Raw genomic sequence first — 21,791 nt, 5'->3', positions numbered from 1 at the left:
GCGAATTTTTGTTAGAATAATAGAGAGGTTTGGTAAAAAGGGGAAATGGAAAATGGCTGAAAAAAAAGTAGACTTAAAAACAATGACGCGAAAAGAAAAAAAAGATTATATTTGGTATTACTATAAAAGCCACATGATGATGGGGTTATTTGCAGTGGTATTAGTCGGAAGTTTAATTTACGATGTCATGACAAAAGATAAAATTATTTTTTCACTGACTTTGTTTGGAGAAGCAGAGTCGGGCGTGCAAATCGAAGAAATTCAACAAGATTTAACACAATTAGTGGCGCCAGAAGCAACAAAGAAAGAAAAAGTATTGGTTCAATTTTATGGGTTGAATGAAGTGGAGACATCATTTGATGAGATGACCGATTTATATCAACAAAAGATGATCTCACAAATCGCAGCTCAAGAATTAGATTTAGTCATTATGGGGGAGAGTGATTTTGGCTTTTATGCAGAGGAGAAGATGTTTGAAGCTTTAAATGAAATATCAGGGATTGATTGGAATTTAGTTGAGGAAACACAACTAATCAAAGATGAACAAACTGATTTAGTTTATGGTATTAAAATGGCTGGAAGCCAACTTTTAAATCGTATTAATTATGACACGAATGGAAAAGTATTGGCTTTAATTAATAATTCACTCAATAAGGAAATGGCGGTGGATGTCATTAATCAATTATTGTCTGAATAAGAAAGAGAAGGAAGAGAATGGATTGGCTACAACTCCTTTTATTTGGATTCATCTTATTGTATTTATTAATGAAAGTAATTCAAACTAAGTCACTCAAAACAACAATGATTTTAATCACGGGTGTTTTGGTGATAGGTTGTAAGTTATTTTTACAGCAACTCGATTCGATGCTCTTGCGCCAACTGTTGGCAAGTTTAACATTCATTTTATGTTTAATTAGTGGGTGGCTGATTATAAAAAGACCTCAATGACTGGATGGGATTGAGGTGTTTTTATACGACAAGGACAAAACAACGTGCTCGTTTTTTTGAATTTCATAATTTATAGTAGGATTAAAAAATCCGAGGCCCAAAAGAAAGGTCGTATCGTCCATAATGAAGCAATGGTTAGAGTTTTTAAAGTTAAGAATTCATAATTACGGTTTTTGGATTTCTATCTTTTCATTAGTTGTTCTTGTTTTACAAACATTCGAGATTCCGATATTCCCTCATTATGATTTGATTGTCAACATTATTTTATTGCTCCTATTAGTCTTCGGGATTATCAATAATCCAACCACGACTAATAAATGGTTTGGAGATGATAAAAAAGAACATGAAATGCTAAATCAAATAGAGGATACTTCAAAAGAACTTAAAAATGAGGATCAAGAAAAGGATGATAGCTTTTAGTCTTTAAACTTTAGGCGAAAGCATATATGTTTCCATCATTTGTGAATAAGATACAGTAGAGCAGAGATTGTAGTAAAAGTTAAAGTAGGATAAGAACTTGTGATTTGATATCTCTAATTCGAGGTGAGGGAAAATGCTTAATCGAGGTAAAGATGGTTGGAATAAAGGCATGCTTCAAAAAGAAACAAAAACATCCTCTAGTGTCAGAAATACAAAAAAAACGCCTCTTCAACAGTTTGATGTTGCGGCTTTCTTTGAAGAAAATCTTTATGACATCATTGATTTAGAAGAAAATCGTTCCGGTGTTAAAGAATTCGAAGATGCTGTAAAGAAAGAAGAGTAAAATGAGTGAACTTCCACGGTTAGTCAATAGTAAAGATATTTCAAGAGGAAAAATCTTTTATGTTGCATTGCCTTATACACAAGGAAGACCATTTAGATTCATCGAAAAAGATGAACAACATTCAAAAATGTATCGAATTATCGAGAAAGAGGATGGCTTTCAAGGGAAATCTGAACCCCAAACAGGGAAACGACGATCAGAAAGCCTTGAAATTGTAACAGGAATCAAGTTAAGACCATGTATTGTGATTCAAAAAGATCAGTACAATCATAATGAAAAATACCCATTTGTTGTCATATTACCCATTGCGACACTCTCTGAAGATCATAAAAAAAACCTATCTTTAAACGATTAATTGAACGTAATGATTTAGATCAATTTTATTATTTAGGAAATGATTGTTACATTACGGTTAATGATCCAAAAAGAGTTTATAAAAATACGCTCTTTTATGTAGAAGGTCATCTCAAAATTGATGAAAAAGAAATTGACATGGATGAGTTAATGATGCGCTTTGCAGAGTGTTTTGATGTGAAAAAGATTAGATAACATAGGGAAGAATGAGGAAAAGTAGAGGGTGAAAGCCTTCTACTTTTTGTATCTAGGGGTTCAAATCAAGTTTGCATAATTGAAAACTTTGACTTTTCCCTACTAGAGATGGTGACTTTTTTAAGAGTAGGGGAGTATTCGGACGATTTTACTCCCCCTTTGGTGAGATGCTTCCTTTAGAGGATTCATCCTAAAAAGTTTTATGAATTGAGACTGATTCAAGGACTGTAGATGTTCTGATGTTTTGCGTTCAAAGCAATTGTCAACTTCTAGGCAAACCTATGATGATTTCTATTTAGACGGATTAAAATAATCATAAAATTAATTTAATCACAGAGAAATCTCATGCACTTCTTCGATTTTCAGGTATAATAAAGTTATTTTAAGAAATAGGAGTTGAGTAACGTGTCAAAAGTGAAAACAAATGCAATCCGTTTACTTGATCAAAAAAAGATTTCGTATGAATTGTTAACTTATGAGGTCGATGATCAACTCGATGGAATAACGGTAGCGACTAAAATTAACTATCCAGTAGAAGTTGTTTATAAAACGTTGGTGACGAGAGGGAATAGTAAAAATATTTATGTTTTTGTGATTCCTGTAGCCACTGAACTGGATTTAAAAAAAGCGGCAAAAGTTGTGGCGGAAAAAAAACTTGAGATGATAGCAGTCAGTGAAATTAACGGATTAACGGGCTATATTCGAGGGGGATGTTCACCGGTAGGGATGAAAAAAGTTTACCCGACTGTGATTGATGTCACTGCACAACAGTTAGACTATTTTATTGTGAGTGGTGGGAAAATTGGATTACAAATGAAATTAAATCCAAAAGACTTAGAAAAAGTGATTACGCTTCGTTTTGAAAAGGTCACGATAGAGAAGGGAGACATCATGTGTTAATTTTATTAATTATTCTTAATCTCATCAGCTTTACATTAATGTATGTCGATAAACAAAAAGCAATCAAAGGAGAGTGGCGAATCAGCGAGAAAACTTTATTCTTGAGTGCCGCTTGCTTTGGGGCTTATGGAATGTGGTTAGGCATGAATCAATTTCACCATAAGACCAAACATGTAAATTTCAGAGTATTTATTCCACTATTAATGATCATTGAAAGTGTCATCTTGTTTGTACTGTATACGAAAGGGTGGTTTTAAAAAAGTTTTTGATGAAAATTTACTTTCATTTTTTAAAAAGTAGAAGGACATAATTCATTTCATACATCATTAAATATAAGTACTGTATTTTTTTTAGAAGGCGTGGTCTTTCAATGTGTCTCTAAAGAAACCTATGAGATGAAACGTGTGTCGAACTCTTGTTAGAGACCCGATAAGGCTGTCTGTGTAGTCAGCAGTTGGATGTGTTTCATCAAGCAAGTGTCAAGCATTTGATAGAGAATGATCCCATCAATGATTTTAGGAAGAAATAAGTAGCAGACTAGGGCTTTTTTACCTAGTCTTTTTTTAAGCTATAGTTTAATAATGGGTGGATTTAAGAAAAAAGAAATAAATCTGTTTATTTCTTTTTTTCTTAAATTTGATGATGAACTGACTTCATTAAAGATTACATCGATTTTGTTTTGAGTTGTAAAGTCGACTTTTTTCTTTGTTTCATCATGAAAAGAGGAGTTTAAACATATGATTTAATAAATGAGAGGATAAGGAGAGAGAGGTATGTTAAAAGAGTTAAATCAAATAAAAAATCAGCGTTATGGATATGTTCGTGTTAAATTGTTGATTGATTATTGGGAACATCTCTCGCAAATTAAATCGGTTGAAGTAGGAACCATAATTTATAAGGGGCGGCAGTTAGAGTATGGTGTGCTTGCCAAAGGATGGAATCATCATGGAACTTATATTCAATTGCTGTATATTTTGAATTCCCCAAAAGATGAATACCACTTTTTAATTGGAAATGTGAAGGGTCCTGTAGAGGAGTATGAGGATTACCGATTAAAGATTGATGATGTAGTACCAATGAATGAATCTTTAATCGAGTATATTATTGATTTGAATCGATTATTATGAGGGATTTTTTTAAAATTAAACTTTAGTTTTCTATGTGTCATACCTTTAAAAATTTTTACAGAAGAACGTCATTAAAAACAGATTGATTTGAAGACTGTTATGATGGGGTTCTTTTTTTACTGTATTTTAAATAAGTATAGATGATAAAAAATCATTGATACGATTAGTTAGTATGGATAAATTTTTAATTTTAATTGTAGATCAGCATTCTTATAAAGCAGAGATCTTTTAATCTACTCAGTGAAAGTTTTAGATTAATCATCTGTTTTTCATTCTCATTTAATAAGAATCAGAACGCAGGAAATGAGTTCTGATAGCTTTTTTATGGTGGCAAAGTTTTATTTTCTCTAGATCAGAGCAGGGAGCCTCACAAGTTTTTATTCTCTTTTTAATGGGTTAACCCCTGAATGATAAGATACCGTCTGACTAAAAGTTTTATAACTGTGACTCATTCTAAACATGCAGGTTCCCTATTGTTTTGCTTGTAAAAACTATTCTCTCTCAACTGCTTGGTAAAAAGGTCTCTATTTAGAGAGAGTAGAAATGAGGTTTATTTTTGAAGGAGAATGGGATGAATTTATTTTTTTAGATGCATTGTTTTTTTGAAATAAGGAGATCACACTAACGCAAAATGAAGAGAAATTCATATTTTATATTATACGAGATTCCATAAGAGGAAGTGCTTAAACGTGAACGAAAATCACATCGATAAACGGTCAACGAATTTAAAATGTAAACCACCTTATATTGATCCCTCAAATCCTGATAGTATCCCAAAATATATTGATCGACTCCCTATTCCCAAAAAAGCAGCACGTGAAATTTGTACTGAAACATATGATGCATACCGTATCACTATGAAGGAAGCGTTTCATACCTTCCATTCCTATTTTCCTAAAACGAAAGTTTGGGGATATAATGGAAAATATCCGGGTCCAACCATCGAGGCATTTAAAGATAGAATAACTTATATACGCTGGGAAAATAAATTGCCTGAAAAACATATCCTTCCCTATGATTACATGCTTCATGGGACCATAGATACACCTGAAGTTAAAACAGTTGTTCATGTTCATGGTGCTCATGTAGAGCCTGAAAGTGATGGCCATCCGGAAGCCTGGTTTACTCAAGATTATGCGCTTAGAGGACCACACTTCACTAAGAGGGTATATCAATATACCAATCATCAACCTTCTACAATGTTGTGGTATCATGATCATGCCATGGGAAGTACGAGATTAAATGTATATGCTGGCTTGGCAGGATTATATCTGATTAGAGATGAATTAGAAGAAAGGTTAAATTTACCGAAAGGTGCGTTTGAAATTCCAATTATCATCCAAGATAAATCGTTTAATCCAGATGGATCATTGTTATATCCTGAACCATTGATTAATCCAGATCCACCTGCTCCCATTACTGGATTTTTAGGTAATACTATTGTAGTTAATGGAAAGATTTGGCCATGTTTAGAAGTAGAGCCTCGTAAATATCGTTTGAGATTTCTGAATGCATCTAATGAAAGAAATTATGATTTAAGCTTTTCTAATGATGCCTCTTTTTATCAAATAGGAACTGATGGAGGATTTATAAAAGAAACGAATGAAATCAAATCTTTTAAAATTTTCCCTGCTGAAAGAATCGATACCATTGTAGATTTTTCAGACTATAAAGGTAAAACGATTATTTTAAAAAATAACGGAGATGACGTAGATTCCAATACGGCCGTTATTATGCAATTTAAAGTTTCCTCTAAACGTTCAAAACCCGATACTAGTGAGATTCCAACGAGACTTAATCCTTATGACCATTTAACTGTAACAGATGCTGTTACTACTCGAACTTTAAGACTTGGAGCGAAGACTGATTCAAATGGAAATTTGATGCTTGATCCGGATGGGAGACTGATACTTGTTTTAAATAATCGAATGTGGCATGAACCAACGACTGAGATTGTTAAAAGTGACACAATAGAAGTTTGGAATATAATTAATCCAACACCAGTTACACATCCGATTCATATCCACTTAGTTCAATTTCAAATATTATCTAGAACGTCGATTGAAACAGGAGAAGAACTTCCAATTCACTCGTATGAACAAGGATTTAAAGATACGGTTGAAGTACCTTCTGGAACCATTACAAGTGTTGCGATGCATTTTACTGGATTTACGGGTGAATACGTCTGGCATTGTCATTTGTTAGAACATGAAGATCACGATATGATGAGACCTTTACGTGTTATTGAAGGGAGCTTACCCAGTAGAGAAAATCCTATAGTATAACGTAGGGGTTCACATGATTTGTCCTATTGATTCATTTAACGATGATTTACTAAAAGATAAATTCAAAACTAATGGTTTAAAGAGAATAAGAAAACAAGCAAATGATCGACTGAAGTCCGAAATGATTTCACTCATTTTTTTTCTCTACTACTATTGATGAGAAATTAGGGACTCATCACTTAGGCATATAAAGCCAATTTAAATTTTAAACCTTAAGAGATTATGATAGGACGATCTCAATGTCATTAGGATATTTTTTTATTGTGAAGTTATATAGGATTGAGTAAAATGAATGAAGGTAATTCAAAAGGTAGGGGAGTTTTTATGCATTATGTCTATATTGTAGAATGTTCTGATCAAACTTTATATACGGGGTATGCAAAAGATGTCTTTAAAAGATTACATGAACATAATCATACAAAAGCAGGCGCAAAATACACTCGAAGTCGACGTCCAGTAGAGCTAAGATATATCGAAAACTTTAATTCTCGATCTGAGGCGTGTAAAAGGGAAAGTGAAATTAAAAGGTTAAAACGTGAAGAAAAATTAGAATTAATCAAAGAGTATATGGAAAAGGAGTCAATAAATTCATATTGACAAGCGTCATCTTTTTATTTATACTATAACTAATAATCATTACTATTATAAATATTGGATAGATTTGTTTAATTCACAAATATAAGTTATAAGTATCTAAAATAGATGACAAAGTTAGGTGATAATTATGAAGTATTCAAAACAGCGAGAAATGATCTTTAATTGTATTAAAGAAAATCCTATGCATTTAACGGCAGATGCCATTTATGAAATGTTAAAAAAAGATAATCCAAATTTAAGTCTTGGAACGGTTTATCGTAATCTTTCTCAATTAGCTGAGCATAATATGATTCAAAAGGTAAGTATCGCAGGGTATCCGGATCGTTTTGATGGAACGCTACAAGATCACTTTCACTTTTTATGTTTAGAGTGTGGCGATATTCAAGATATTTTTATTGATGAATTATTTGATGTGGCAAAGGTAGTAGAAAACCAGGAAAATGTTCAAGTTCAATCATTTGATATGTCATTTAAAGGAATTTGTAGTAAATGTAAGGGACATAAAGTTAATTAAGGATAAAAAATTCGTCAGACTCGTGACGAATTTTTTGTTTTTGGATAGAAAATGATAACCAGTCATATCAAAAATGGATAAATTCAACTAAGATATGGATTTTTTTTAGCTCTTTTTATAGATTTAAATCTAACGCTTGAGTGAAGATATTTTTCAAGGTATATTGTAATTGTGAAACGTAATTTCAAATTAAAACGCGTTTAAATGGAAATCAAATGTTGATCATAATGGACGAGTAAAAGATTAGCATTTGATTCTTTTATTGCTAACTTTGTAACCGTTAACATTAGGGGAGGGGATTGAATTGAGTAGTAAGATAACCAGTATCATGCAAACACATTCAAGTGGATTTACAAAATCTGAAATCAAAATATGTCACTACATCAATTCACATCGAGAATCTGTGATGTATCTATCGATTACGGAATTAGCGGAGTTAATCGGGGTCGGAGAGGCAACCATTCTACGCTTCTGTCGTAAGATAGGTTACAAAGGGTATCAAGATTTTAAGTTAGCTATGGCAAAAGAACCTGCTTTAAATTCCATTGAAAATCACGAACTATCATATATTGATAAACTCTACGAAATGATGATTAAATCATTAGAGAATACTAAACATTTATTGGATGATCTGGAAATTAAACATGGATGTGCTCTCATCGAACAGACGAACAATGTTTATGTATATGGTGTTGGATCTTCAGGGCTTAGTGCTCGGGAAGCCAGTAGCAAATTTTTAAGGGTTGGGAAACATATCGAGGCTATTACAGACTCACATTTTCAGGCCATTAATAGTGCAACCTTAAGCCAAGAAGATGTTGTCATTGCTATTACGATAACAGGTAGTACAATCGATTTATTAGACTCTGTCAAAATTGCAAAGGAAAGGGGCTGTAAAATTATCGCAATTACAAGCTATATTAAATCTCCCATTACTAAATATGCAGATGTTGTCTTACTTACTTCAGGAAAAGAAAATCCGTTAGAAGGTGGATCGTTATCCGCGAAAATGTCACAGTTATTTATGATTGAACTATTGTGCATCGGATATATGATAAATAATGCAAAAGTCTCAGAAGAAATGAAAAACTTAACGGCAGGCGCAGTGGCAAATAAATTAAATTAGTGGGTTGATTACTTAAATTAGGTTAGTCCAGCGATAACTTATTATCGTTGTGTTTAACAATAGATACCTATAGGGGGAATAGTCATGTTAAAGAAACGATTTTTATCGATGGTAACGTTATTAGCGCTTGGGACGCTAACCGTTGCTTGTGCACCAAAACTTGAACAACCAACGACAGATACATCAAATACCTCAACCGAGAGTACAAAACCAGAAACCTCGACCGAAACACCTAAAAATGAGGTAACAACCATTACGTTTTGGAATTTTCCAAACTTTGCAACCATTGATGACACCGTAGGAAAATACGAAGAAGAAATGATTGCAGCTTTTGAAGCTAAAAATCCAGACATTAAAGTCAATTTAGAAATCATTTCATTTAATGATGGACCAGCGAAAATTAATACAGCGATTGAAACCAATACTGCACCAGATGTTGTCTATGATGCACCAGGTCGTATTATTACTTGGGGAAATAACGGTGTTTTAGCCCCATTAAATGACATGTTTACAGAGGAGTTTAAAAATGATTTAGATCCAATGCTTTTAGATGCTGTACAAGGTCAAGATGATAATTATTATATGTATCCAATTAATACATCACCTTTTATGATGGCATTTAATAAAACGATGCTTGAAGAACTTGGGTTACTTGAGTTGTTACCATTAGATAATGAAACACGTGCCTGGACGGTTGCAGAGTATGAAACATTATTATCAGCATTAAAAGATGCTGGAAAAATTCCAGCGATTTTCTATGCAAAAAGTTCAGCGGGGGATCAAGGAACTCGTGCCTTCATTTCTAATCTTTATAACTCATGGATTACAAATGATGATTTAACAGCTTACCGTATCAATGATGAAGGTGGAGTTAAAGCCTTACAGTGGACGGTAGATGCGATTAAAAACGGATATTTAGTAAATGGTAGTGCGATGACATCAAGTGATGCGATTGACGAATTCGTAGCTGGACGTGCAGCAAGCACCATTTTATTCTCACCAGGATTACTAAATAACAATAAAGAGAAAATGGATTTTGAAGTCGTATTCGTTCCTTATCCAAATGAAAGTGGAGAACCCTCACTTGAATACTTAATTGGTGGTCCTTGTGTATTTAATAGTGGAGACAGTGCACGTATCGAGGCCGCAAAACGTTTTGTTGATTTCATGGCTAATGATGAAGAATGGGGTGTTAAAAATATTAAAGCGACTGGAACATTTGCCGCTCGAAAATCAATGACAGGATTATATGACGATGCAGAGTTACAGTACAATGCCTTAATGACGTCATATTACGGGACTTACTACAATACCATTAGTGGATATGATGAAATGAGAACTTTATGGTTCCCAGCTCTTCAAGACGCAATTAACGGTGGAGATGTTCAATCTGCTCTGAATCATTTCGCAGAACAGGCGAATACCACAATAAAATAAAAAAATGACGTAGCCTAAATTTAGGCTACGTCTAATTAAATCAAGAACGAGAGTTGTTCAAAAATAATAGGGGGGAAGTCATGGCGAGTATTAGTCAAAAACCACTTATGCCATCAGTCTCACAGACTAAAAATCAAAAACGTACCCTTTCACCTAAGATGCGTGAAACAATTGTTGGGTATTTGTTTTTATTACCGGCTTTAATCTTCTTTGGAATATTTGTTTTATTTCCAATTATTCAAGGCATTTATATTAGTTTTTATGATTATACGATGAGTACCTTCAATTTTATAGGGCTTCAAAACTACATCGACCTGATGTCAGATCAAGTGTTTACTAAATCACTTTGGAATACTGTTCTCTTAGTTATTGGAACGGTACCATTTATCATTGTATTTTCAATTTTTGTTTCAAATGCTATCTATGAACGCTCAGCCTTTACAAGATCATTTTTTAGGGGAGTCTTTTACTTACCAGTGGTCACAGGGATTGTAAGTGTTACGGTTGTTTGGCAATGGATTTTTCATCCTTTACATGGGATTTTGAATTATTTATTACAAAATATGGGGGTCATTGATAGTCCAATTTCATGGCTCGGAGATGCAAGATTTGCTTTAATTTCAGTGATGGTTGTTTTATTAACAACTTCTGTTGGACAGCCAATTATCTTGTATGTGGCATCACTTGGAAATATCCCGAAAGATTATAGTGAAGCAGCGCAGATTGATGGAGCAAATAATTGGCAGATTTTTAGACATATTAAATGGCCGCTATTAATGCCAACGACCTTATATATTGTCGTGATATCAACCATTAACTCTTTCCAATGTTTCTCTTTAATTCAACTTTTAACAGCTGGAGGACCAAACTATTCAACTTCAACCGTGATGTATCTTGTTTATGAACGCTCATTTGTTTTAAATAAATATGGGTATGCTTCGGCAATGGGAGTTATTTTAGCGATCGTCATTGGGGTGTTCTCAATCATCCAATACAAGTTCTTTGGGAAAGATGTTGAATATTAAGAGATAGGAGGGGATTAATTTGTCAACGAAACAAAATACTGAAAAGAAATTAAGTAAAAAGAAGAAAATAACGGTTGGATCAGTCATGACGCTCATCATTTTAACCTTGTTAGCCATCTTTTTTATCTTTCCATTTTATTGGATTATAACAGGAGCATTTAAGTTACAAGATGTAGCTGTGGCACTTCCACCCGAATGGTTTCCAACAAATCCAACACTTGATAACTGGGTCAAATTATTTAAAAATCCAGCAGGATCATGGTTTCTTAATAGTGTCTATCTTTCATTTTTTACGATGATTTTAGTTTGTGTGACATCTACTTTAGCTGGATATGTTCTGGGGAAAAAGAATTTTTATGGTTCTAAACTCATGTTTGCTATATTCATTGGAGCGATGGCACTTCCAAAACAAGTTATCTTAATTCCACTTGTTCGTATTGTCTCAGCTTGGGGATTTGGCGATACGCTAAGTGCTGTGATTTTACCAGCAGTGGGATGGCCATTTGGGATTTTTTTAATGAAACAATTTTCTCAAACCGTCCCAAATGAGTTATTAGAATCGGCGAAAATAGATGGATGTAGTGAATGGGGAATCTTCACCAAAATTGTATTACCGCTTGTTAAACCAGGGGTGGCGGCTTTAGCTATCTTTACCTTTATTTCATCTTGGAATGATTATTTCTTACAGTTAATTTTCTTAAATTCACGCTCTAATTTATCATTACCACTTGGGGTTGCAACAATGCAACAAGAATTCTCATCAAATTATGGCGTTATTATGGCAGGTGCTGCTTTAGCATCACTTCCAATGGTTATTATCTTTGTGTTCTTTCAAAAATACTTTACACAAGGAATTACAATGGGAGCTGTTAAAGGGTAAACAAAAAAAGACGTTTTGGAATGATCCAGACGTCTTTTTTTTGTTTGCTAAAATCTGTTTATTGGTTTTCAAATGTTCTTAATCATCTACCATGTCTGTCAGATCATTTAATGGTTTATTAAACGTTTTATGATAGAAAATAATAAAGCACGTAAAAGTTGTTAGTGCTGCAATAATATCTGCAATTGGTTCGGCTAAGAATACAGCATCTAATGGTGAAATAAAAGAAGCAGTGGTTGCAGGTAAGATGAAAATGAGGGGAACTAATAAAATCATCTTACGAAGTAAGGCTAAAACAAGTGAAATTTTAGCTTGTCCAAGTGCTAAAAACGTTTGTTGACATGCTGATTGAGCCCCAAAGATAAAGATACCTGCAAAGAAAATACGGATGCTATGAGAGGTGATTTCAACCAACTCCGGCTTATCGTTAAAAATATTAACAAAAATGTGTGGTGCTAATTCTAAAGAGACACACATCACGGTTGTATAGACTAAACAAACCGTTAATAATAACTTGAATGTTTTTTTGACACGATCAAATTGATTGGCACCGAAATTATATGAAATAATCGGTTGTGCACCAGAAGCAAGCCCCATTAAGGGTAAGAAAATGATTTGATTGATACTACTAATAATGGTCATCGCACTGACTGCTAAATCGCCACCAAATCGTGATAGTTGATTATTTAAAGAAATTAAGACAAGACTTTCTGTTGCCTGCATAATAAATGGCGAAACACCGAGCGCTAAAATAGGGAGAATCACGTTCAATTCAGGTTTAAGGTAACGTTTTTGAATCTTTAAAATACTTTGCTTACCAAAAAGGAATTTTAAAACCCAAATAGCAGAAACAAATTGTGACGTAATGGTTGCAATCGCAGCCCCTTTAACGCCTAAGTTAAGACCGAAAATAAAGATAGGGTCTAGTACGATATTAAAAATAGCCCCGACTAAGACCGTTAGCATACCAATTTTAGCAAATCCTTGAGTATTAATAAATGGATTCATTCCAAGCGCGATTTGAACGAAAATGGTTCCTAGTAAATAAATGGTTAAATAATCATTCGCGTATCCTAATGTTTGAGGACTGGCCCCAAAAGCAAGAAGAATGGGTTCTTTAAAAATTAATAAAAGTGTCATTAATAAGACCGAAATAATCATTAGCGTCGATAAACTATTACTTATGATTTTCTCTGCGCCATCATGATCTTGTTTCCCCATTTTAATGGCCGCTAGTGGGGCACCTCCCATCCCGATGAGTGCACTAGTGGCAGAGATTAACATGATAATTGGAAATGCTACACCAACACCAGCCATTGCTAAATCTCCATCTTGAATACGTCCGATAAAAATTCGATCGACGATGTTATATAAAACATTAACTAATTGTGCTATGATAGCAGGTGTTGCAAGCTTTAATAATAATCGACCAATAGGATCTTTTCCTAAATCAGTAGATTGAGTTGACATCAAATCCCTCCAATAGTAGTTCTATTTTTATCCTCAACATATAATGATACTATACTTTAAATGGAGTGGGAACCTTAATTTTGTCGAAATATTTAAAATTTGAATAGGACTAAAATTAATGATTGATTAATAAATCATAGATGACATAGAATAAATTATAGGTAAAATCAGAAAAAATGAAAAAGGAGTTTAGCAATGAGTGGAAAGAAAAGATGGATGATTGGATTAGGTGGCGTATTTACACTTCTTGGAGGCTATACGATTTACAAATTTAGTCAACCTCCCAAAAATAGACCTAAGGACTATCAACGACAAGATAAAAATCGTCAATTAGTAGCATGTCTTGGAGACAGTAATACCCAAGGAACGATGGCGTATAATTTTGTTAATGAATTAGCAACCTCTATGGGGGAAGAAGGATATGACTTTATTAATGCAGGGGTAAATGGAGATTTAGTTTATAATGTTTTAAATCGATTAGATGAGGTTATCATCTGTGATCCTGACTATATCATTATATTAATCGGGACCAATGATATTTTAGCTCAGTTAAATAAACCTAATGAAATCAAATTTGAACTAAAAAAACATTTGCCTATGAAACCAAATGAAGCCTGGTTTATTTCTAATTTAACGGCGGTGATTTCTAAGCTTAAAGCCAATACTCGTGCTAAAATAGCCATCTTATCACTACCATTAATAAGTGAAGATACAGATTCGTTTGCATTTAAACAAGCGATAGAGTATAGTCAACAAATTCAAAAAATTGCTCAATTAGAGCAGATTACTTACCTTCCTTTGAATGAATGGCAATTAAAGTTTTTAGAAGAGAATCGTGAGTCGAAGCGTAAAAAGGTTAAAACATCCCCCTTTGCGTTTTTTATGCCTTCTTTTAAACATTATGTATTAAGAAAATCTTGGGAAGAAATATCACAGGAAGCGGGACTTATTTTAACAGTCGATACGGTTCATCAAAATAAAATTGCGGCTTCTATGATTGAACAATTGATTCGCTCATTCTTAGAAACAGAAGAATAGATCAAAAAGATACCCATTTTGTGGTATCTTTTTTTTATAAGAGGATATAGAAGGATTGAATCATTAAATCTTTTTATTTAAATTTTTAATAAATTTAATAAATTAGTTCTATAATCGAATTTCATTTCATAATCATTAATGAAAACAAAATGAAAGCAGGTGACGGTCATCAAACCTTTGGCGAAAGAAGCAAATCATAATCATCAACGTAACATTAATGTAAAAACAGGTTTAACAGAAGAACAAGTACTCGAACAACGAAAGCAGTATGGAACAAATGAATTTTCAAAGCCAAGCGAGCGAGGACTATTAAAAGAGTTTCTAGACATTTTTAAAGAGCCCTTAATGGTCATTTTATTTATTGCAAGTGGAATGAGCTTTTTAGTGGGAGAGTACAAAGACGGTGTTGGAATCTGCATGGCAGTTGTCCTAGGGATTCTAATTGGGAAGATTACAGAAGGTAAATCTAAAAAAGCAGCTGCAACACTTGAAAAAATGACAGATGATGTTGTGGTTAAGGTCATGAGATCTGGGAAAAAACAACAAATTCATAAATCAGAGGTTGTCCCGAACGATATCGTCTTTTTAGAAACAGGTGATTTAGTTCCGGCAGATGGAATCATTTTAGAAGCAGCTGAATTGAAACTTAGAGAGGATATGCTAACTGGGGAATCTGATCAGGTTTCAAAACAAAAAGATAGTATTGTTTATGGAGGGACCTTAGTAGGAAATGGTAATGGTCTAATGCTTGTCACCAAAATAGGTGATGAAACAGAAATGGGATCAATTGCAAAAGATTTAGATCAGACTGAACAAATGACGCCATTACAAATAAAATTAGGAATACTAGGTCAAAAAATATCATCCATATCGTCTGGTGTAGCTGGAATGTTATTTGTGTATATGATTATTCAGATTTTTAAAGATAGTCATATTCAAATTAATTTTTCTAGTTGGGATGCATTTGTCCATTCTTTACATGATATTTATATTGTATTTCCAAGTATTAAAACAGCTTTTATTGTTTGTGTGGGGTTAATTGTAGCAGCTGTTCCTGAAGGATTGCCAACGATGATCAATATCACATTAGCAATTACCATGAATCAAATGGCTAAGATTAATGTTCTCATTCGAAAAAAAGAAGCATGCGAAACAATCGGATCTGTCAGTGTGATTTGTAGCGATAAAACAGGAACATTAACTGAAAATAAAATGAAAGTTGGAAAGTTAGTCTTAGAAGGTCGTGAAGTTGACTTAGATTCAGCTAGTGAATATCCCTTACTAGTCAGAAGTTGTTTGCTAAATAGTAGTGCGGATGTTGAATTCAATGGGACGCATCATAACTATATTGGAAATCCAACAGAAGGTGCATTGATTTCAATGATTAATAATCCATCTTACTCTCGATTCCGAGAGGAAGCAAAAGTGGTGCGACAAATTCCATTTGCTTCAGTTAATAAATATATGTTAACTGCCATTGAAACTAAAGAAGGATATGAAGTTCTTTCTAAAGGAGCACCGGAAGTGATTTTAAATCAAAGTGCATATGAGTTAGTGAATGGACAAAAAAGAGTATTATCTAGTGCGCGAATCAAGGCGATTTCGGATTCAATCAAGACTTATCAATCGCAGGCTATGCGTGTCATTGCCTTTGCTTATTTGGAGACTCCATCTAAGGATCTTGTCATGAATACGGATCGTTGGAATCAAAAGTTAATTTTTTATGGATTTGTCGGAATTACAGATCCTCTACGAGCAGGTGTAAAAGAATCAATTGAAAGTGCAAGAGCTGCTCGTATTGAAACAAAGATTTTAACCGGAGATAATATCAACACGGCTGTTGCTATTGGAAATGAACTTGGAATTATCACAAAAGATAAGCGTGTTGTAGAAGCAAGTTATATTGATAGTTTAAGTGATGCCGAGCTTCGTAAAGAAATCAAAGATATTGCGATCGTTGCACGTTCAATGCCTAATACAAAGATGAGGATTGTTAGTGCTCTTCAAAAAAATGGAGAAGTCGTTGCGGTTACCGGAGATGGAATTAATGATGCACCGGCACTCACGAAAGCAGATGTAGGGATCGCAATGGGAATTGCAGGGACTGAAGTGAGTCGTAATGCGGCTGATATTATTTTAACAGATGATAGTTTTAATACGATTGTTGAAGCCATTAAGTGGGGGCGTGGAATCTATAATAACTTCCAACGGTATTTACAATTTACTCTAACGGTTAATGTGATTGCCTTTTTATTAACGATTATCAGTCAGTTGTTAGATCAACCCTTACCTTTTACAACGATTCATCTTCTTTGGGTGAATATTATTATGGATGGTCCACCAGCCTTAGCGCTTGGATTAGAGCCTATCCGTCAGACGGTCATGAGACGTAAGCCAACTTCGAAAAATGCGTCGATTATTAATCGTTTTATGGTTCAAACGATTATTGGTAATAGTATTTTTATGATTTTGGTGTTGCTTGCCCAGTTACAATTTAACTTCCTTGGTGCGGATGTGACCCATGTTACACGAGGAGCAAGTGAATCACAAACCGTTATTTTTAGTTTATTTGTAAGTTTAGTCTTATTTAATGCTCTGAATTGTCGTGAGTTTGGTCTTGTCAGTATCATTCCAAACTTCTGTAAAAATAAGACAGCCCTTAAAATTTTAGGTGCGACATTCGCTATCCAAATTTTAGTGACCCAATTAGCAAGTGGCTTCTTTAATACGGTGCCGTTAAGCTTTATGATGTGGATCAAAATTATTTTATTAGGATCAAGCGTTGTTTTATTTAGTGAGATAGTCAAATGTGTTTTACGTCTCATCAACTTAAAACGTAAGAAAAAACGTCAGGAGCAAAAAGTAATTCAGAATGTCACAGCATCTTAAAGATGTAAAAAAGAATCATTGAGTTTAGGACCCAATGATTCTTTTTTTTCATTCTTTAGTTATCGAAACGTTTCAAAAGGTTAACCGGTTTCAGAGGGTTTACTCTTCAAAAGAAAGGCTTAGTTATGATATACTTCCTTTGTAACCGCTTAAGTTGAGGTGAGGAGGAGTTAAAATGGAATTAACATATAAATTTGGACGTGGAAATTGGCGCACTATTGAAGAAGGTCAAGAACGCGAATGGTTAATGGGAAATGGGATCGGAGGATATAGTGGACAAACGATTGTCAACAGTGGTTTTCGTTCATTTCATGCCTATTTAGTCGCATCTTTAAATCCACCCGTTGAACGTTATGCAGTTTTTACACGTACCCAAGAACAAGTGATTTTAAATGGAAAAGAATACGATTTAACGGCACAAACGTACGTTAATGAAAATAAAAATGGGCAACATTATTTAAATCGTTTTACGTTTGATAGTGTTCCAACCTACTATTATCAAGTCGAAGATGTAGAGTTAAGCAAAACCATTGCGATGGAGTATGGACATAATACAGTTGCTGTTTGTTATGAAGTCAAAACAGGTGGGCAAAAAGCAACCCTAAATATTGTGCCATTATTTAATTTCCGTGGAGCAGGGGCGACATCTGAACGTCAGGAATTAAACTTTGAGATGAATTTAGCTGATCAAGTCTTAACATTGGTACCTGCAGGTTTTGAGGAAATGAGTATTAAATTCTTTGCCTCAAAGGGGACTTATATCGATCGAAAATTACGTCCAACGAGTATGGCAACGCCAAATTATTTAATTGAAGAAAATCATTACTATGAGTTTGATAATCGAAATGGAAGTCGAGGCCTCGATAATCATTATACGCCATATGATTTAGTGGTAGAGCTAGAGCCTCATACAACGACTAAGTTTTATTTGAAGTGTACGGTTGAAGAATTAGATGAACGAGATGGGTTTGAGATTGTGAAAAACTATCGTGAACGTGCGAATCAGTTAATGGATCAATCTGGATATGAGGATGCACTCGCGTTAAATTTAGTAAAAGCAGCTGACCATTTTGTGGTGAAACGTGAAAGTACAGGATTAAAAACCATTTTAGCTGGCTTCCCTTGGTTTACAGACTGGGGACGTGATACGATGATTGCATTTGAAGGGTTGACATTATGTACAAAACGTTTTGAAGAAGCACGAGAAATTTTGGAGTCATTCGTACGCTATTTAAAAGATGGTCTTGTTCCAAATGTCTTCCCGGATAAGGGAAGTGAGCCAGGATATAATACAGTCGATGCCTCTTTATGGTATATTCATGCGGTTTATCAATATTTAGCGTATACCGGGCAAGAATCAGATTACCATTTCGTTGAATCGATATTATTTGAAAAAATGAAAGAAATTATTAAAGCGTATCGCGAAGGAACAGCATTCTCAATTGGAATGGATGAGGATGGATTGATTCATGCTGGAGATGGATTAGATCAGGTGACATGGATGGATGTTCGTGTGGGAGATTTCGTTGTGACACCACGCCATGGTAAACCAGTAGAAATTAATGCACTTTGGTATAATGCCTTATGCATTATGTCTGAATTATCGTTAAAATTTGGTCAAGTGAACAATGAGTATGAAGAATTAGCAGTGCGTGTCAAAGAGTCCTTTAACGCTCGTTTTTGGAATGAAGAAACACAGTGCTTAAATGATGTAGTGGATATCGATGATGCCAAGGTCAGACCAAATCAAATTTACGCGGTTTCATTACCGTTCACGATGTTAAGTGAAGAAAAGGAATTAAAGGTGGTAGAGAAAGTTTACCAAGAATTATATGCCACATATGGCTTACGATCTTTATCATTTAAAGACCCTGAATACAAAAGACAATATATCGGAAAACTCCTAACTCGTGATTGTGCGTATCACATGGGAACAACATGGGGATTTTTAATTGGAGGATTTATTTCGGCTTATTGTAAAGTGCACCGTCATGATAAAGCAGCTATTAGGAGTGCAAAAATGATGTGTGAAGTGTTTGAGGATCATTTACATGATGGTTGTATTAACGGAATCGCTGAAATATTTGATGGTGAGTTTGCAGCAACCAGTCGAGGATGTTTTACACAGGCTTGGAGTGTTGGGGAAGTATTAAGAGCTTACACCGTTGATGTTTTACCGTATTTAGATTAAGTATAAAAAAAGGAAAGTGAACGCGGCTTAATAGGGTTCACTTTCCTTTTTTATTATTTTAAAAGGTTACTTTTTGATTAATTTTATAAACGTTGCCATCAATTTGGATATATAGTTGATAGGTTCCTGATAAACCTTCGGCATTGATGTAGTTCGTAACGGATAGTAAATCACCGTCGTTAACGTCTGAAGCATTAAATAAGTCAATGCACATAGCAGAATAGCTTGTTTTTGAGACACGAATATCATAAACTCGTTGATCGCCAAGTTTTGATAAAATCAGTTTAACTTTTTGCCCTTCTTTGAATTGCGCGTTAAAAATTAAACGATCAGATTCTTGATTAAAGGTTAAATGATAATCATTGGCTGGTAATTCTTTTGCTTTCCATAAGCCGTTAATATCGAGTTTTAGGGTTGGGGTTTGTCCAAGGGTTCCAAGACGTATTCCAGGCTCTAGATTATAGTTGAATCCTGATGAATAAAGCGACATTTTTTGCACGCGATAAAATTGGGTCGGGAAGTCAAGTGTTGTAATGACCTGATTTTTTAAAACTTCAACTGTTTTAGCTTCTAGTTTGGCTTCAGGGTTGAAATAGGCTGGTTGATTCATTGGCACTCCATTCACAGAACCCATTCCACCTGAATGAATGAGATAATGATTTTCTCCTAAATAATCAACTTCTGAAATATAAGGCGAGTAAAAACTTGAACCTAATTCTTTTCCATATTCATAAATTTGCTCGATTGTCATCTCATCTGTATTGAGTCGATAGATCACGCCACGAGAATAGTTGTCCTTGGCTTCAACATAATCGAGTGGATTTTTTGAACGATTATTTCCATTATCAAAAATAAAGAGGTCTCCGTTTGGTAACACTTTGGCAGAATGTTGTGACCACTGCCATTCAAAATTTTCACCGATTGGCGTAAAGAAATAACGTTGCATCTCTTCAGGCCAATTCGTGGAATCTCCAATAATCCAGTTTAAATCTCCTGTCTCATAGTCTATGCTGATGACAGCATCTTGATGGCGTCCAGATAAAATGATAGCATCTGTCAGATGATCATAATAAACGGAGTTGTTATGGAACCAATCGTGTTCGGTCCAATTTTCACTTTTTCCGGCGTCAGTCGGTAGAACAGAGGAAAGATCCCATTCTTTTATTACTTCACCGCTTTGACGATTGATTTCGATGACATAATCTTCAACAACAGTTTTAGAAGGGTTATTCCCAGCCACGATAAAGTTTCCGTTATCTAATTCATAAACATCATGATGATATCCGCCAGGAAAGACGTATTCATGATAAACTTTACCTAACAGGTCCATTTCCATTAATCCCGCCATATAATAAGGGGCATTTACGGTACGATTGGAACTTAAAATAAGATTTCCATTTTTTAATCGGTTAATCTCCCAGACATTAGCCGTCGTTAAGTACCAACGAACATCGCCATTTAAATCATACGCTGCTGTATAACCAGCACTAGCAGGGGTATAGAAAAATAAATCTGAAGTGGCCTGATTGGCATCATAAGTCACACTTGTAGGCAAAATAAAGTCATCTGGTAAGGGATCTGTCTGAATGTCAAGTGTAGTAGAACTTCCGTCAGATAACGTTAAAGTGACATGATTTAACGTATCAGGATAAAGCCCATAGATTGGTACTAAGTGATTGGTTGCTGCAGGGAGAGTTGTCTTAAATGTTGTGAATTCATCTTTTCCTTCAATCCTAACCTCAACAGCTTGAGATTGTGAGGTCGCAAAAGCTACAAGTGCTGTTAATGGTGAATTTTGATACGGATTAATCTTTATAAAAGGATTTTCAAACGTATAATTTCCAATTTCAATTTCTGTTTGTAAATCTTGATCGATTTGGTTTTGTTGCGTGATTAAATCAAGACTTTGTGGAACGGTTAACATCTGAGAAGAAGATTTTAGATTAATGTATAGCACACATCCAAGCAGGATAATTAAAAGGGTAGCAATGACTAGCCATATTTTTTTCATTGTGTTCTCCTTTCGGTCATTTGAACAGGTCTTGAAATGAC

At 34.4% G+C, this 21,791-nt stretch carries 20 protein-coding genes; 18 read left to right on the top strand and 2 right to left on the bottom strand.

Annotated features, from left to right (window positions below):
• The first annotated feature begins 52 nt into the window (after window positions 1-52).
• From HMPREF9402_RS03075 to HMPREF9402_RS03005, 15 genes are all read left to right on the top strand, one after another.
• Complete coding sequence (locus HMPREF9402_RS03075; RefSeq protein ID WP_006785594.1) at window positions 53-697, top strand: hypothetical protein; 645 nt, start codon at window positions 53-55, stop codon at window positions 695-697.
• 17 nt (window positions 698-714) lie between these two features.
• Window positions 715-948, top strand: a complete 234-nt coding sequence (locus HMPREF9402_RS03070; protein WP_006785595.1) for a hypothetical protein — start codon at window positions 715-717, stop codon at window positions 946-948.
• Between the two features lie 123 nt (window positions 949-1,071).
• Complete coding sequence (locus HMPREF9402_RS03065; protein WP_009606464.1) at window positions 1,072-1,368, top strand: hypothetical protein; 297 nt, start codon at window positions 1,072-1,074, stop codon at window positions 1,366-1,368.
• A 133-nt stretch (window positions 1,369-1,501) separates the two neighbouring features.
• Window positions 1,502-1,711, top strand: a complete 210-nt coding sequence (locus tag HMPREF9402_RS03060) for a hypothetical protein (protein ID WP_006785597.1) — start codon at window positions 1,502-1,504, stop codon at window positions 1,709-1,711.
• A gap of 1 nt (window position 1,712) precedes the next feature.
• Window positions 1,713-2,066 (top strand): type II toxin-antitoxin system PemK/MazF family toxin, encoded by a 354-nt coding sequence (locus tag HMPREF9402_RS03055; protein WP_009606479.1) that lies wholly within the window; start codon window positions 1,713-1,715, stop codon window positions 2,064-2,066.
• Between the two features lie 599 nt (window positions 2,067-2,665).
• Window positions 2,666-3,160 (top strand): Cys-tRNA(Pro) deacylase, encoded by a 495-nt coding sequence (gene ybaK / locus HMPREF9402_RS03050; RefSeq protein WP_006785599.1) that lies wholly within the window; start codon window positions 2,666-2,668, stop codon window positions 3,158-3,160.
• Complete coding sequence (locus tag HMPREF9402_RS03045) at window positions 3,154-3,417, top strand: DUF1294 domain-containing protein (protein ID WP_009606476.1); 264 nt, start codon at window positions 3,154-3,156, stop codon at window positions 3,415-3,417. Before ybaK ends, HMPREF9402_RS03045 begins: the two co-directional genes overlap by 7 nt.
• Before the next feature lie 516 nt (window positions 3,418-3,933).
• Entirely contained in the window at window positions 3,934-4,287 is a 354-nt protein-coding gene (locus HMPREF9402_RS03040; protein ID WP_009606426.1) for a hypothetical protein, read from the top strand.
• A 689-nt stretch (window positions 4,288-4,976) separates the two neighbouring features.
• Window positions 4,977-6,572 carry a multicopper oxidase family protein gene (locus tag HMPREF9402_RS03035; RefSeq protein WP_009606432.1) on the top strand — a complete coding sequence of 532 codons (1,596 nt, stop codon included), beginning with the start codon at window positions 4,977-4,979 and terminating at the stop codon, window positions 6,570-6,572.
• A 324-nt stretch (window positions 6,573-6,896) separates the two neighbouring features.
• Complete coding sequence (locus tag HMPREF9402_RS03030) at window positions 6,897-7,169, top strand: GIY-YIG nuclease family protein (RefSeq protein ID WP_006785603.1); 273 nt, start codon at window positions 6,897-6,899, stop codon at window positions 7,167-7,169.
• A 127-nt stretch (window positions 7,170-7,296) separates the two neighbouring features.
• A complete protein-coding gene (locus HMPREF9402_RS03025) occupies window positions 7,297-7,683 on the top strand; it encodes a Fur family transcriptional regulator (protein WP_006785604.1) in 387 nt (128 codons plus the stop codon).
• A 304-nt stretch (window positions 7,684-7,987) separates the two neighbouring features.
• Window positions 7,988-8,809: a MurR/RpiR family transcriptional regulator gene (locus tag HMPREF9402_RS03020; RefSeq protein ID WP_006785605.1), complete on the top strand. Its 822-nt coding sequence runs from the start codon at window positions 7,988-7,990 to the stop codon at window positions 8,807-8,809.
• Window positions 8,810-8,893: 84 nt separating this feature from the next.
• Window positions 8,894-10,246 (top strand): extracellular solute-binding protein, encoded by a 1,353-nt coding sequence (locus tag HMPREF9402_RS03015; protein WP_009606460.1) that lies wholly within the window; start codon window positions 8,894-8,896, stop codon window positions 10,244-10,246.
• An 80-nt stretch (window positions 10,247-10,326) separates the two neighbouring features.
• Window positions 10,327-11,271, top strand: coding sequence for a carbohydrate ABC transporter permease (locus tag HMPREF9402_RS03010; RefSeq protein ID WP_006785607.1), 945 nt, complete (start codon window positions 10,327-10,329; stop codon window positions 11,269-11,271).
• A gap of 19 nt (window positions 11,272-11,290) precedes the next feature.
• On the top strand, window positions 11,291-12,151 hold the full coding sequence (locus tag HMPREF9402_RS03005) for a carbohydrate ABC transporter permease (protein WP_009606441.1): 861 nt from the start codon (window positions 11,291-11,293) through the stop codon (window positions 12,149-12,151).
• A gap of 78 nt (window positions 12,152-12,229) precedes the next feature.
• On the opposite strand, the gene HMPREF9402_RS03000 is transcribed toward HMPREF9402_RS03005, so the two are convergent.
• On the bottom strand, window positions 12,230-13,621 hold the full coding sequence (locus HMPREF9402_RS03000; protein ID WP_006785609.1) for an MATE family efflux transporter: 1,392 nt from the start codon (window positions 13,619-13,621) through the stop codon (window positions 12,230-12,232).
• Window positions 13,622-13,816: 195 nt separating this feature from the next.
• Between HMPREF9402_RS03000 and HMPREF9402_RS02995 the strand changes: the two genes are divergently transcribed.
• From HMPREF9402_RS02995 to HMPREF9402_RS02985, 3 genes are all read left to right on the top strand, one after another.
• Window positions 13,817-14,659, top strand: coding sequence for an SGNH/GDSL hydrolase family protein (locus HMPREF9402_RS02995; RefSeq protein WP_006785610.1), 843 nt, complete (start codon window positions 13,817-13,819; stop codon window positions 14,657-14,659).
• 177 nt (window positions 14,660-14,836) lie between these two features.
• A complete protein-coding gene (locus tag HMPREF9402_RS02990) occupies window positions 14,837-17,548 on the top strand; it encodes a calcium-translocating P-type ATPase, PMCA-type (protein ID WP_009606453.1) in 2,712 nt (903 codons plus the stop codon).
• 175 nt (window positions 17,549-17,723) lie between these two features.
• Window positions 17,724-19,739, top strand: coding sequence for an amylo-alpha-1,6-glucosidase (locus HMPREF9402_RS02985; RefSeq protein ID WP_009606450.1), 2,016 nt, complete (start codon window positions 17,724-17,726; stop codon window positions 19,737-19,739).
• Between the two features lie 58 nt (window positions 19,740-19,797).
• On the opposite strand, the gene HMPREF9402_RS02980 is transcribed toward HMPREF9402_RS02985, so the two are convergent.
• A complete protein-coding gene (locus HMPREF9402_RS02980; RefSeq protein ID WP_009606447.1) occupies window positions 19,798-21,750 on the bottom strand; it encodes an aryl-sulfate sulfotransferase in 1,953 nt (650 codons plus the stop codon).
• Window positions 21,751-21,791 lie beyond the last annotated feature (41 nt).

This window comes from Turicibacter sp. HGF1 (genome assembly GCF_000191865.1).
GTDB lineage: Bacteria > Bacillota_I > Bacilli_A > MOL361 > Turicibacteraceae > Turicibacter > Turicibacter sanguinis.
Note: the sequence above shows the minus strand (reverse complement) of the source record. Positions and strands in the feature narration are given on the sequence as shown.